The sequence below is a fragment of the Pseudoalteromonas sp. ABV4_021 genome, from assembly GCF_056159365.1.
In genome coordinates this window covers 1621914-1635488 of record NZ_JBSWVB010000001.1, presented here as the reverse complement: position 1 = coordinate 1635488, position 13575 = coordinate 1621914, and the positions used below count along the sequence as shown (strand labels likewise).

The 13575-nt window shown below is 40.8% G+C and carries 12 protein-coding genes; 9 read left to right on the top strand and 3 right to left on the bottom strand.

Annotation, left to right across the window (positions count from 1 at the left end; genetic code table 11):
- The first annotated feature begins 39 nt into the window (after positions 1 to 39).
- Genes ACXAFE_RS07710 through ACXAFE_RS07700 form a run of 3 tightly spaced genes read left to right on the top strand, consistent with a single transcriptional unit; the run spans position 40 to position 2124 of the window.
- On the top strand, positions 40 to 615 hold the full coding sequence (locus ACXAFE_RS07710) for a hypothetical protein (protein WP_475150954.1): 576 nt from the start codon (positions 40 to 42) through the stop codon (positions 613 to 615).
- Positions 616 to 674: 59 nt separating this feature from the next.
- Positions 675 to 1478: a glucosaminidase domain-containing protein gene (locus ACXAFE_RS07705; RefSeq protein ID WP_475150951.1), complete on the top strand. Its 804-nt coding sequence runs from the start codon at positions 675 to 677 to the stop codon at positions 1476 to 1478.
- Positions 1471 to 2124 carry a DUF2987 domain-containing protein gene (locus ACXAFE_RS07700; protein ID WP_475150949.1) on the top strand — a complete coding sequence of 218 codons (654 nt, stop codon included), beginning with the start codon at positions 1471 to 1473 and terminating at the stop codon, positions 2122 to 2124. The genes ACXAFE_RS07705 and ACXAFE_RS07700 overlap by 8 nt, the downstream gene beginning before the upstream one ends.
- A gap of 232 nt (positions 2125 to 2356) precedes the next feature.
- Here the strand turns inward: ACXAFE_RS07700 and pyk are convergent, their stop codons facing one another.
- Complete coding sequence (gene pyk, locus ACXAFE_RS07695) at positions 2357 to 3793, bottom strand: pyruvate kinase (RefSeq protein WP_100913456.1); 1437 nt, start codon at positions 3791 to 3793, stop codon at positions 2357 to 2359.
- Between the two features lie 467 nt (positions 3794 to 4260).
- On the opposite strand from pyk, the gene gndA reads away from it, so the two are divergent.
- Positions 4261 to 5634, top strand: a complete 1374-nt coding sequence (gene gndA / locus ACXAFE_RS07690) for an NADP-dependent phosphogluconate dehydrogenase (RefSeq protein WP_054981264.1) — start codon at positions 4261 to 4263, stop codon at positions 5632 to 5634.
- Entirely contained in the window at positions 5634 to 6005 is a 372-nt protein-coding gene (gene msrB, locus ACXAFE_RS07685) for a peptide-methionine (R)-S-oxide reductase MsrB (RefSeq protein ID WP_475150938.1), read from the top strand. Before gndA ends, msrB begins: the two co-directional genes overlap by 1 nt.
- Positions 6006 to 6067: 62 nt before the next feature.
- Here msrB and ansA read toward each other — a convergent pair whose 3' ends face one another.
- Together ansA and sppA are read right to left on the bottom strand one after the other, a co-directional pair.
- Complete coding sequence (gene ansA, locus ACXAFE_RS07680) at positions 6068 to 7078, bottom strand: asparaginase (protein ID WP_475150931.1); 1011 nt, start codon at positions 7076 to 7078, stop codon at positions 6068 to 6070.
- A 61-nt stretch (positions 7079 to 7139) separates the two neighbouring features.
- Positions 7140 to 9005, bottom strand: a complete 1866-nt coding sequence (gene sppA, locus ACXAFE_RS07675) for a signal peptide peptidase SppA (protein WP_475150924.1) — start codon at positions 9003 to 9005, stop codon at positions 7140 to 7142.
- A 215-nt stretch (positions 9006 to 9220) separates the two neighbouring features.
- Between sppA and ACXAFE_RS07670 the strand changes: the two genes are divergently transcribed.
- The 4 genes from ACXAFE_RS07670 to nagZ all read left to right on the top strand — a co-directional run bounded on the left by ACXAFE_RS07670 (position 9221) and on the right by nagZ (position 13565).
- Complete coding sequence (locus tag ACXAFE_RS07670) at positions 9221 to 11194, top strand: FAD-dependent oxidoreductase (RefSeq protein WP_475150918.1); 1974 nt, start codon at positions 9221 to 9223, stop codon at positions 11192 to 11194.
- Positions 11195 to 11252: 58 nt separating this feature from the next.
- Positions 11253 to 11948, top strand: a complete 696-nt coding sequence (locus ACXAFE_RS07665) for an HvfX family Cu-binding RiPP maturation protein (protein WP_475150912.1) — start codon at positions 11253 to 11255, stop codon at positions 11946 to 11948.
- Positions 11949 to 12022: 74 nt separating this feature from the next.
- Positions 12023 to 12571 (top strand): NAD(P)H nitroreductase, encoded by a 549-nt coding sequence (locus ACXAFE_RS07660; protein WP_105171316.1) that lies wholly within the window; start codon positions 12023 to 12025, stop codon positions 12569 to 12571.
- Between the two features lie 7 nt (positions 12572 to 12578).
- Positions 12579 to 13565 carry a beta-N-acetylhexosaminidase gene (gene nagZ, locus ACXAFE_RS07655; RefSeq protein ID WP_475150899.1) on the top strand — a complete coding sequence of 329 codons (987 nt, stop codon included), beginning with the start codon at positions 12579 to 12581 and terminating at the stop codon, positions 13563 to 13565.
- The last annotated feature ends 10 nt before the right edge of the window (positions 13566 to 13575 follow it).

Below are 13575 nucleotides of genomic sequence, written 5' to 3'. Positions count from 1 at the left end.
TGCCATAGTTAAAGCTAGGGTGATATTTGGAGTGAGATTATGCCATTACCAATTTTGCTTGGCGTTTCAGCGGCCGCAGTGTTAGCAAATTCGTTTTATCGTAGTGAGATAGAAAAGCAAGATAAACAACGTAAGTTAGGTTTAAAGGCACGCAGTGCGGTCGGTCGCTATCCGTGCGATCATCTACCGAGTGAATTTCAAATAACGCCGCAAATTGGCAGTATAGTGTGTTGTAGCGTGTACAATGGGTTTATCCACACAGGCTTAGTAATTGATGATGATCTTGTGTTAGAGCTACACGGTTCGGGATTATCGCGTGCCATTAGTTTTAAGCGCTTTTTACAAGACCGCAGTGGTCAGCATATTTTTGTTGCAGCAGACTCGTTCGCCAACCCAATCATATTTGATTTTGACCAAGAACACATCGCTCGTCAGGTGTTTGCTTATCACGATTATCATGTGAGTAAACGTAATTGTTATTCACACTCTTGGTACTGCTTAACGGGTAAAATGACGCCGTTTGCGAGTTTCGAATTATTTAATAAAGCACTCAGTTCATTAGTGGGTCACAGTATTTATTGGGATAGGGCAAAGATTAAAAAGCTTACGTCCTAGTATGCATTAGTGTAGAATTGTTCCTTTTTTTAGACATTTCTAAACTACTTAAATTTTATATGAAGTTATTATTAAAACTAATTATAGCGTGTTTGTTTGGTTACATGTTGGTCGCTCCTTGGCTCACTGACACTGACAAACAAACCGAATCTAAAGATAAAGCAACGCAAGTAAAAAAAGTGGTTGTTGAAAAGCCGCTGCATAATGTGAAATTGCCTGATTTTGCGAAAATTCGTGATGTGAAAGCGCGCAAAAAAGCATTTTTTGAATTGTTGAAGCCACATGTGATTGCGGAAAATAAACGCATATTAAAGCAACGGGAAAAAATTGATTTAGCCTTAACTGAACTCGAACTCGGTTTTGCCGTTCCTGAAACACAAATCGAACCGTTAAAGAAAATTCTTGTTGAATATAAACTCGACGACACAGTTAACGAAGAAAACTTAACCCGTGCATTACGCCGTGTTGATATGATTCCACGCGCCATGGTGTTAACACAGGCGGCGAACGAATCAGGCTGGGGTACCTCGCGTTTTGCACGTATTGGCTTAAACTTCTTTGGCTTATGGTGCTTTAAAGAAGGCTGCGGCATGGTACCTAATAAGCGTAATGAAGGGCGTAGCCATGAAGTGGCGGCATTTAAAACGCTAGAGCAAAGTGTACGCGCCTATTTCAGAAACATTAATACGCACCCAGCTTATCAACAACTTCGTGATCTAAGGCAAAGCAATCGCTACGATGAACAGATTATACTAGCCGAGAAGTTATTGAGTGGTCTTGGCAGTTACTCAGAGCGCGGCCAAGCCTATATTGATGAACTAAATCACATGTTAATGACGAATCAAAGGTATTTCGGTGAATAAGATTTTAGTGGCGGCAGGCATTTTTGCATCAACACTTTCGTTAACAGCAAATGCGTCTGAATTTGTTGTCTCGTATGATGGCTTTTATGATCGTTTAAAAGTGATGTCGAAAGGGGATTACGCAAGTGCAGATGTTGGTTTCTATTTAATTAACCAAAACGCTAATCCCTGTACGATTGAAAGCGGCAGTATTATTACTAAAACCAATGAGTATCCGCTTAATTATACGCAAACCAGTAAATTGCTGTTACCGTTTGACGAAACGCTCGATAAAGACAAAGCGCTTATCGTGGTACAGCCAAAAGCAGGTGAGCAATGTCAGTTAAAATTGCAGATGGAATCAAGCCAAGATTACGGTGATAGTGTGTCGTTAAAACAAATGGCAAAGCTACAAACTGAGTTTGATGATTTAATTGGCCGTTTGTCTGGCTTTTTTATGCGTACGTTGTTCTCGTTTATGATGCCAGAAGTGAAAGGTGTCACCTTAGTGTTTGATAACACAGCAGCAACGCCAATGGGCGCGGGCGATGAAATTAAGTGTAAAGACAATCGCTGTACAATTGAATCACTTGATGTAGAAGGGGAAGACAAGCGTTTAACGTTTTCACAACCCATTACACAAGTGATCCCATATATCGCAAAATAATACCAATTCACTTAAGTAGCTGATCATCCAAGCGGACTAAATATCATGTTAACTGCGTTATAATTTATCAATGTAGAACAACTACATAAGAAAAATTCCGCCTTGTTACCATTTCATTTATCCAGCACTATCTGTGATCACATACTTAACAGAATTGGTATAAGCGATATATTTTTTGTTAAAAACAAAAAAACCAGTTCATTTGAACTGGTTTTTTTATATTAATTTCGGCTTAATCTACCGTTACTAACTTAAGTGTATTTGTTGCACCAACCGTTTCCATCGCATCACCATGGGTCAAAATTACTTTATCACCAGATTGTAAGTAGCCTTTGCTTACTAATGTCGCTAATGCTTGTTTTACCAGCGAACCTGAATCGTATTCTGTTGAATCGAAATACACCGGATAAACGCCACGATAAAGTGCTGTTTGACCAAGTGTGCGGTTGTGGCGAGATAGCGAGTAAATTGGTAAACCAGAGCTAATACGCGACATTAATTTTGCCGTGCTGCCTGATTCTGTTAGTGCAACTAGTGCTTTTACAGAATCTAAGTGGTTTGCTGCGTACATTGCTGATAGTGCGATTGTTTCAGATGTGTTTTCAAACATTGAATCTAAGCGGTGCTTAGAAATAGCAGTTTGAGGTTGAGACTCAGCACCTAAACAAACACGCGCCATAGTTTCAACTGTGATAGCAGGGTAGTCACCCGCTGCAGTTTCTGCTGATAACATTACCGCATCAGTGCCATCAAGTACAGCGTTTGCAACGTCCATTACTTCTGCACGAGTTGGCATTGGGTTATCAATCATTGATTCCATCATTTGCGTCGCAGTGATAACAGTGCGGTTTAGCGTACGTGCACGGCTGATAATTGCTTTTTGCTTACCAACAAGCGCCGCATCACCAATTTCAACACCTAAGTCACCACGGGCAACCATAACAGCGTCAGATGCTAATACGATATCGTCAATGGCTTCTTCCGTTTCAACGGCTTCTGCACGTTCAATTTTTGCAAGTAGTTGCGCTTTTGACCCAGCAGCTTCTGCAAGTGAACGTACATAACGCATATCATCGCCAGAACGAGGGAAAGAAACCGCAATGTAGTCAACGTCGATTTCAGTTGCAGTGATTAAATCTTCTTTATCTTTATCTGTAAATGCTGGTGCGGTTAAACCACCACCTAAACGGTTGATACCTTTGTTGTTTGATAACACGCCACCAACAGTTACTGTGGTGTGCACTTTTTTACCAACAACTTCATCAACAGTTAATTGAATTAAGCCATCATTTAATAGCAATAAGTCACCCGATGACACATCTTGTGGTAACTCTTTATAATCAATACCTACACCATCGATGTCGCCTTGACCTTTTTCCATTTCAGCATCAAGAATAAACTTTGCGCCTACTGCTAAGTCAACTTTACCTTCTTTAAACGTTGAAACGCGGATTTTAGGGCCTTGTAAATCGGCAAGAATAGCGATGTGTGTATCTAATTTTTTAGCAATTTCACGTACTTTTGCTGCACGATCTTTATGATCTTGTGCGACGCCATGAGAGAAGTTTAGGCGTACTACATTGGCACCTGCTTTTATTACTTTTTCTAAATTATCGTCTCTATCTGTAGCAGGACCGAGTGTGGCAACGATTTTGGTACGTCTTGGCATTTAGTAGCTCCCGTTGGCTATTTCTATATATTCTTTGTATTACACAACAACTAAGCTAAAGAGGCTAGCTTAATATACTTGCTTTTTGTGTGGTTAGTAGATTATGACACCGGTGTCATGTTGGCGTCAACTGATTGCACACTAGATTTAGTATGAATAATATTTATGTAAATTTTATTATACGCCTTTTAAATTATCTTAATAGCCCTCAAAAAGGACATAAGTCCGCTGAAATCGGTCGTTAGACGATTGATATTCGGTAGAGAATTGAACAAATCGAGTAAAATTAAGGCCTAGCAAAGAAATTATATTCTATAATTTTTTTAATAATAAAATTGCATGCTGGTCGAAAAGCCATATAATGCGCGCCATTACCGCTTAACTAATCTAAAAATCCAGTGTAAACATCGCACTGACTAAAATTTAGATTAGCAATGAATTCACACCTAACAGTTAGGAGATTTTATATGCAAGTCGCATTAGTTGGCTTAGGCGTTATGGGTAAGAACCTTGCCTTAAATTTAATTGAGAAAGGTTTAAATCTCGTCGCTTATGACAAAAACCCAGATGCAGGCGAAGATTTACTGAGCTTAGCGAAAAAAGAAGGGTTTGCCGAACGACTGCATATTGTAAGCGACTTATCCGACATGGTTCGTCGTCTTGAAACACCGCGTTCAATTTTACTTTTAGTACCAGCAGGCGAGCTGGTAGACAAAGTGTGTTCAGAATTAATCGAAGCGGGCGTTGATATTAATGATATTATTGTCGATTGCGGTAACAGTAATTATAAAGACGGTATTGCCCGTAAACTGAAATATCAAAATAAGTTTGAATTTGCCACTATGGGTATTTCGGGTGGTGCTGAAGGAGCACGTCATGGCCCTGCAATGATGGCGTCGGGCTCTGAAGGCGGATGGGAACGCATTATTCCTTTCTTCGAAAAAGTAGCGGCAAGCCATAATGGCGAATCGTGCTTTGCTCGTGTTGGTCAATCGGCATCAGGTCATTTTGTAAAAATGGTTCACAATGGCATTGAATATGCGTTAATGCAGTTAATTGCAGAAGTGTATCATTTGCTGCGTTTAGGCTGCGGCAAATCAAATGATGAAATTGCAGCGCTTTTTGATACTTGGTCTGAAGGTGAACTAAACAGTTACCTACTGTCAATTTCAAGCCATATATTAAAGCTTAATTCGAGCGATAACACACCGATTGTTGATTTAATCGATAACAAAGTTGGTGCAAAAGGCACAGGCCTTTGGACTGCACAAAATGCCCTTGAATTAGGTATTGCGGTACCGTCGTTAGTCGCAGCGGTTCAAGCTCGCCACTTAACGAATACGCAAGATACTCACGCAGCGTTAGAAATGACTTACGCAGCAAAGCAACCTGCGAAAGTAGACATTGATCTAGAAGAATTACGCAAAGCATTCCACTTAGCGAGCCTGTTATGTTACCGCCAAGGTTTAGCCTTGATTAAAGGTGCATCACGTTCACATCAATGGAAGGTGGATTTAGCTAAAACGTTACAAACATGGCGTGCAGGCTGTATTATTCGTGCAGATTACTTAGATCAAATCGCAGAAGGTAACGGCTTTATTGATGGTTTAAATGATGAAGTGATTGCACTTCGCAACATTGCCGCTGACGCAGTAAGATCAGGCCTTGCATTCCCAGTACTTGCAGCTACGCAAACTTACTATGCAACGCTCACAACACCAAGCAATGGTCATTTAGTGCAAGCGCAACGCGATTACTTTGGTGAGCATGGTATCAAAACGCACGAAGGTGAAACTTGTCATTTAACTGACTTAACGCATATAGATGCAAAAGTACGATAATGGATAAAAAATGGCAATCACACCTCACCGACGCACAAAAACATGTGTGCGTAGATGGGGGCACTGAATACCCATTTACGGGAGAATATAACGACTTCTTTGAGTCGGGTGATTATTATTGTGTTTGCTGTAATGCTTTGCTATTTAAATCGGAAGATAAATTTCAATCTGGTTGTGGTTGGCCGGCTTTTAGTTTTAGTGAAAAAGAAAGTATTCGTTACTTACGTGATAGCTCACATGGCATGGAACGCATCGAAGTGCGTTGTAAGCAGTGTGATGCGCATCTTGGTCACGTATTTAATGATGGTCCGCCGCCCACTGGTACACGCTATTGTATTAACTCAGTGTGTTTAGATTTTAAAGCAAAGTAATTACAAGTTAGTTAAGAAAAAAGCGCCGTAGGGCGCTTTTTTCTTGGCATATTACATCAGCTCTAGCGAGAGAGTTCACCTTTTAGGTTGTCTTGCATTAAATGACGCACCGTTTCAACTTCTAAGTTTTGACTCAGTAAGTAATGAAGTTTGGTAAGACACGCTTCTAACGTCATATCGTAACCGCTAATTACGCCCGCATTTAATAGCGCATTACCGGTTGCATAACCCCCCATATTAACACTGCCTTGAATACATTGAGTAAGGTTGATAATGACTAACCCTGCTTGTGTTGCACTATTAAATAATTCAAGCATTTCGGGGTTTTGAGGTGCATTACCTACACCGAAACTCAATAGCACAAGTGCTTTTAAAGAGTCTGTCATCATACTTTTAATAAGGTCGACAGAAATGCCTGGATACAAGTGCAATACGGCAATTTGCTGAGGCGTAATTTTAGTGACGTCCAGTTTATTGTTTAAACTTGGGCTTAATTGGCCGGCAACTAACTCAATATTAATGCCTACCTTAGCAAGTGGCGACATATTGGGTGAGCCAAAGGCAGCAAAACCATCGGCATGCATTTTGGTTGCACGGTTACCACGGTAAAGTTGATTATTGAAATATAAACTTACTTCACCGATAGGGTAATTAGCCGCAAGATACATAGCGTTGAGTAAGTTAACTTGACCGTCTGAGCGCAATTGCGATAGTGGAATTTGCGAACCAGTAACAATCACCGGTTTGGTTAAATTTTCCAACATAAAGGAGAGGGCAGACGCGGTATAGGCCATGGTATCGGTGCCATGTAGTACGACAAAACCGTCGTAATCTGCGTATTTTGCTTTAATATCATCAGCGATCTGCTGCCAATGCATCGGGCTCATATCAGATGAATCTATTAACGGGCAATACTCGTGAATATCAAATAATGGCATTTCTTCACGATTAAATTCAGCACTGGCTTTAACAGTTTGAGTAAGAAATCCTTCAGCTGGAATATAGCCTTTGCTTGATTTCTTCATACCTATGGTACCGCCTGTGTAGGCGATATATATTTTCTTTCGTTTCATAAAAATAGCCCGGTAGTTGTACCGGGCTATTATAGTGTAAAAGTTAGGGTATAAGTAGCGTTTAGTAGCTAACTGTACACACTAAACACTTAGCATAAACGCCATTTGGATCGTTAAACTGCTCTAAGCTCGATACCTGCTGTTTAAGACCTTGTGCTGTTTGCATTATGCTGTTTTTAACTGGCGCGTAATCGTCTTTGCTAATGTACGCTTTAACAAATGCAGCCGCTTGTGATTCGCCAAAAATCTTTTGCACTAGCATTTCTTGCTCAGTTAGTTGATGCTCAATAGTGATAACGTCGTACATCGATAAACTAGCAAGCTCAGCTGCGCGCTTGATTGCATCTTGTTTATTACCAAGGGCATCCACAAGGCCAAGCTCTTTTGCTTTAGTACCAATCCATACGCGACCTTGTGCTACTTTGTCGACTTCAGCTTTATCCATGCCGCGTGCTTCTGATACAACCGTTAAGAAACGGTCATACGCACTTTCAACAGACATTTGAATAACGTCAGCTAATTTAGGCTCAAGTGGGCGCAGCATAGAAAACGATGCCATATCGGTTGTTGCAACACCATCTGAATAAACACCTAACTTAGCGAGGGTCTTTTCAAATGTCATCATAGTACCGAATACACCGATTGAACCAGTGATAGTACTTGGCGCCGCCCAAATTTCATTAGCGTTTGCTGCAATCCAATAGCCGCCTGATGCAGCCACAGAGCCCATTGATGCAATCACCGGTTTACCTGCGTCTTTTAACGCTAACACTTCTGCACGAATAATTTCAGATGCGAACATACTACCGCCACCTGAATCAATACGCAGTACAACAGCTTTTACTTTGTCGTTTAAGCGAGCGCGGCGCAGTAGTTTCGCTGTTGAATCACCACCAATTTCGCCTGCTTTACGTTCGCCATCAACAATGTTGCCTTTCGCAACAACCACAGCAACTTTATCCGTAATTGGGTTTTCAATTGGGAACGGTGGTTTTAACGTTTTTAAGTATTTGTTAAACGAAATCTGTTTAAATGATTTACCTGATTCATTGCTGCCTACTTCTGCAATTAGCTTTTGGCGTAATGCCTCTTTGCTAACTAACTGGTCTACCCACTTGTATTGCAATGCAAATTGACCTGAATGACCATTAACCTTGGCAAACTTTTCTTTGTACGTTTCCATATCTTCGTCAAAGTTTGTTATTTCAAAACCACGGTGCGCTGCAACGTCTGTTTTATATTCAAGCCAAAGTGCGTCTAACCATGCTTTGTTTGCTTCTTTTGCAGCATCTGACATATTGCTGCGGATCAGTGGCTCAACAGCTGACTTAAACGTACCAACGCGGAAGATATGCTGTGAGATTTCCAACTTATCAATCGCTTCTTTAAAATAAAGCGGGTAAGTTGCATAACCTGAAATATCAACTGCGCCATATGGGTGCATTAAGATTTCATCGGCTTTACTAGCAATGTAATACTGCGCTTGCGAATAATAGTCGCCGTATGCATATACTTTTTTGCCAGTTTCTTTGAACTTATCAAGCTGCGCTGCAATAGCTTTTAATTTATTAAGATGCGCGCCCTGCATTTTTTGCAGGTCGAGTAATAACAGCTTTATTTTTTTATCTTTTGCTGCGTACTTAATCGTCATCAAAATATCGTCAAGCAATACTTCAGGCGGCTCATCATTTGAACCCATAGAGTCATTAAGTGCTGCTTCTACAGGGTCAATGTATGTTTTCTCTTCAACAATATTGCCAGATAATGACAGTACTAGCGCAGAGTCTTGTTCAACAATAATTTCGTCTTCTGAACTCATAATTGATACAAACAGTGCAATTAGAATAAAGAAGAACAGAATGTTTAATACAAGGCGTCTTGAAAAATTTAGAATATTCCAAAAGCCTACAAATGCCTTTTTAACCAAAATCCTATCCTATATATAGATTTATCATCTATTACCATCTTAACTTACTTTTTAGACAAACTTAAATGAAAAACGTAACTAAGTGTTTAGCTAAAAAGTTTAGATAAAACATTATAGTTAGTGAGTAAGTTAAGAGATCACTTTGGACAAGCTTGAGTTAACTGGTTAAACCAGTTAAAGTGCTTGAGGTATGACCAGTAGAGTAAGTAGCAAGTATGTTAGAACAAGAATTAAAACTGAAAAACAATTCACTGCGAAATCGCCTTGTAATGGGCTCAATGCACACCGGTTTAGAAGAAGGTGTTTGGAACATAAAGCGCTTAAAAGCATTTTATGAGGCACGCGCAAAAGGCGGTGTTGGTTTAATTATTACAGGGGGCTTTAGCCCAAACTTGGTTGGTAAATTAACGCCAATCTCGTCGTCATTTAATACGTTTTTTGATGTGTTAAAGCATCGCCCAGTAACCAAAGCGGTGCATGAGCACGGTGGTAAAATTTGCTTGCAACTGCTTCATGCAGGACGATATGCCTATCACCCATTTAATCAAGCGCCAAGCGCAATTAAGGCGCCAATCAATCCATATAAGCCAAAAGAAATGTCGCTTAGCAATATACAAAGCACGGTTAAGTCGTTTGCTAAATCGGCTCGACTTGCAGAGCGTGCAGGCTATGATGGCGTTGAAATCATGGGTTCAGAAGGTTATTTAATTAATGAATTTATGGCTCCGCGTACTAACAAACGCACCGATAAATACGGTGGTTCAAACGAAAACCGTATGCGTCTTGCAAAAGAAATTGTTGAAGCCGTACGCCGTGAAGTAAGCGATAAGTTTATTATTGTATTTAGAATTTCGGTGATGGATTTAGTGGAAGAGGGCTCAACCCAAAATGAAGTGATTGAACAAGCAAAAGTGTTAGAAAAAGCGGGTGTTGATATTTTTAACACCGGTATTGGCTGGCATGAAGCTCGTGTACCAACCATTGCCAGTATGGTACCGCAAGGTGCGTTTGTTGAAGCAACCGAAATGCTAAAACAGCATGTATCTATTCCATGTGTTGCGGTAAACCGTATTAATACGCCAGACCTTGCTAATTCAATCTTAACTAATAAATCTGCTGATTTAATCTCAATGGCAAGACCGTTACTGGCAGACCCGGATTTCTTTAATAAATACGTTGAAAACAAAAGCGACAACATTAATGTGTGCATCGCGTGTAACCAAGGTTGCTTAGATAACGTATTTAAAGGTAAACGCGCCACATGTCTTGTCAATCCGCGCGCAGGCTTTGAATTAGATTATTCATTAGAACCAACAGCTAATGCTAAAAATGTACTTGTTGTTGGTGGTGGGCCAGCAGGCTTAGCGGCAAGTTGTTATTTAGCTGAAAAAGGGCACAAAGTGACGTTAATTGAGCGCTCAAAGCACTTGGGTGGTCAGTTCAATTTAGCGATGCGTGTGCCGGGTAAAGAAGACTTTAACTATACCCTTGATTACTTTAAATCAGAGCTAGCTAAGTTAAAGGTAAATGTTCAGCTTGAAACCGCGTTTGACGATAGCATGTATGAAGCTTACGACAACTTGGTATTTGCTACCGGCGTTCGTCCGCGTGAAGCGTCATTTGCGTTAAAGGATGGCAGAACCTTGCTTGCGTATGATGAAGTGATCCGCGGCGAAGTAGAAATTGGCAAAGATGTCGTAATTTTAGGTGCCGGCGGTATTGGTTTTGATATGGTTGCGTTTTTAGCTGAAAAAGCGAATAAGTCGGTTGACGAATTCAAGCAGCAATGGGCAATTAATGTCGAAGGGCATCAACATCACATTCCACACAATATTACTATGTTAAAGCGCAGTCCAGGTCGTTTTGGTAGTGACCTAGGCAAAACAACGGGTTGGATCCACCGCGCGGTCGCGAAGCAACAAAATGTACAGCAGATCAGTGGTTGTAATTATGTTGAATTGAATAAAGATGGTCTCATTATTGAGGTAGATGGTAAACAACAAACCATTCCATGTGATTCGGTGATCACCTGTATTGGCCAAGTGTCTAATACCAATACCTTCGAATCACAACTCGAAAATGGAAAATATGCGTCTAAAATTGATGTGATCGGTGGCGCAAAATTGGCCTCAGCAATCGATGCAAAACGCGCAATTTTCGAAGCGCTGCAAGTTGCTAGAAAAATTTAGTGAATAAATAACTGTGTTTTACCGGTCTTTAATTTAGTTATAAAAATTAGAGGTCGGTATGACACTGCTTAATCACTATCAAACATTAATTCAAAAGAGCCAGATCTTCTCTGGTATTCCATTTTTACTGTTCCGCTTAATTCTTGCACCTGTCATGATCATTGCAGGTTACAGTAAGCTCGGTATGAGCGAAAACCCTGCTAGCTTTTTCGAAGCCATTACGGCGTTACCTAGCGTTGTTTCATGGTTTGGTAATAGCGAATGGGGATTAGGCTTACCAATGCCGGGGTTATTGGCATTTTTAGCTGGATGGACAGAGTTTCTGGGTGGGTGGTTGATTTTAATTGGCTTATTTACCCGCGCCGTTGCGATTCCATTAGCGTTTACTATGGTTGTCGCGATTACCACGGTGCATTGGCACAATGGTTGGTTTTCAATTACCCCAACAAATAGTGAAACCAGTGCAGCAAAAGTATTGGATTGGCTAGCGATTCCTGGCGCAAAGGCAAGTTTAGAAAATTCCAAAGCAGCACAAGAGCGATTGAACAAGATGCGCGAAATCCTTGATGAACATGGATTTACAGAATACTTGTATGAAACCGGTAAACCCGTTGTGTTAAATAACGGTATTGAGTTTGGTTTTATTTATTTTGCCATGTTGTTGAGCTTATTTTTTAATGGTGGCGGCAGGTACGTCAGCCTTGATTATTGGCTTGCGCGTAAGTTTTTGCCAAACACCCAGCAAGATAGCTAGCCCGTAGGTGCGTTAAACTCTTTTCTTTTTAGTGCAGTTTGTTAAGCTTGGCAAAAAACTAACTTGTCAGCTTAATGAACGCATTAGAACTCTTATTAGAACGTCAATCAGACAGTAAACTCACTACACCAGGTCCAACAACTGAACAGTTGGATATTATTAAACAAGCAGCGCTGCGCGCGCCAGATCATGCGGCACTTAAGCCATGGCAGTTTATTCTTGTTGAAGGTGATGCTCGTGAAAAACTTGGCGAAATTTATTATCAAGCCGCATTGAATAACAACGCCGATGACACAGTATTAGCGCGTGCCAAAGAACTGCCTTTGCGTGCTCCGCTTATTATTATTTGTATTGCCAAGTATAAGCCTCATGACAAGGTACCAAGAATCGAGCAAGTACAATCAGCAGGCTGTGCGGTAATGGCAATGCAACAAGCGGCATTTGCACAAGGGCTTGCCGGTGTATGGCGCACTGGTAGTTATGCACAAGATGATTATGTAAAACAAGCGCTTAATCTTGCTCCAGAAGATGAATTAGTCGGCTTTTTGTATCTTGGCAGCAAAGTAAACGATTTCAAAAAGTCGCGTAATATCGACGTTAATGATTTCTTTACAAGCTTGTAGGGGCACTATGCTAGGACCAATTACCACAGGCATTGATGATAAAACGTTATCACAAGAAGAGCTCGAGTTATTAGCGCACCCATTAGTGGGCGGCGTTATTTTGTTTTCCCGTAACTTTGAAAATATCGATCAGTTATGTGCGCTCACAAAGCATATTAAAAGCATCAATCCATCACTTTTAATTTCAGTTGACCATGAAGGCGGTAGAGTACAGCGTTTTCGTGACGGCTTTACTGAATTGCCAAGTATGTCGGATGCATTTGTGTTTGCTAATAGCGGCTTAAATGATATTGGTTGGACACTGGCTGCAGAGTTACTTGCCTGTCAAATTGATTTCTCATACGCTCCGTGTGTTGACGTGAATGGTATTTCACAAGTGATTGGCAATCGTGCTTTCTCGTCTGAACCCAAGGATGTAACTAATGGCGCGAAAGCGCTGATTGGTGGCTTACACAGTGCGGGTATGAAATCGGTTATTAAGCATTTTCCGGGTCACGGCTCGGTTGGTCCAGATTCGCATATTGCAATGCCGAAAGATGATCGTAGCTTTAGAGAGATAAGTCAGTTTGATTTACTGCCGTTTAAAGCGTTAATTGATTTAGGCATTGCGGATGCGGTAATGCCTGCGCACGTTATTTACTCTGAAATTGATGAAAATCCAGCGTGTTTTTCGCCATTTTGGTTGCAAAAGGTGTTACGACAGCAGCTTGGTTTTAACGGCCCTGTGATATCTGACGATATGGGAATGCAAGGTGCAGTGCAAGTGGGGGATTATGTCACTCGAGTGACAAAAGCTTTGCAAGCAGGGTGTGATAACGTACTACTGTGTAATGAAAAAGAAGGACTTTACCAAGTACTTGACGGGCTTTCGATAGCAGATTTTCAAGAACACGGTTCACGTATGAAGGTGTTTCATCAAAAGCGTTACCCAAGTTGGGATGATGTGAAACGCGATGCACGGTGGCAAAATTGCCAAAAACTGATAAAAAGTTAATCTACAAATA

Bases quoted from the DNA above. Each gene is read 5' to 3' on its own strand.
- gndA (WP_054981264.1), top strand. From the start codon at position 4,261: ATGCAAGTCGCATTAGTTGGCTTAGGCGTTATGGGTAAGAACCTTGCC.
- ACXAFE_RS07705 (WP_475150951.1), top strand. From the start codon at position 675: ATGAAGTTATTATTAAAACTAATTATAGCGTGTTTGTTTGGTTACATG.
- ACXAFE_RS07710 (WP_475150954.1), top strand. From the start codon at position 40: ATGCCATTACCAATTTTGCTTGGCGTTTCAGCGGCCGCAGTGTTAGCA.
- ansA (WP_475150931.1), bottom strand. From the start codon at position 7,078: ATGAAACGAAAGAAAATATATATCGCCTACACAGGCGGTACCATAGGT.
- nagZ (WP_475150899.1), top strand. From the start codon at position 12,579: ATGCTAGGACCAATTACCACAGGCATTGATGATAAAACGTTATCACAA.
- pyk (WP_100913456.1), bottom strand. From the start codon at position 3,793: ATGCCAAGACGTACCAAAATCGTTGCCACACTCGGTCCTGCTACAGAT.
- ACXAFE_RS07660 (WP_105171316.1), top strand. From the start codon at position 12,023: ATGAACGCATTAGAACTCTTATTAGAACGTCAATCAGACAGTAAACTC.
- msrB (WP_475150938.1), top strand. From the start codon at position 5,634: ATGGATAAAAAATGGCAATCACACCTCACCGACGCACAAAAACATGTG.
- ACXAFE_RS07670 (WP_475150918.1), top strand. From the start codon at position 9,221: ATGTTAGAACAAGAATTAAAACTGAAAAACAATTCACTGCGAAATCGC.
- ACXAFE_RS07665 (WP_475150912.1), top strand. From the start codon at position 11,253: ATGACACTGCTTAATCACTATCAAACATTAATTCAAAAGAGCCAGATC.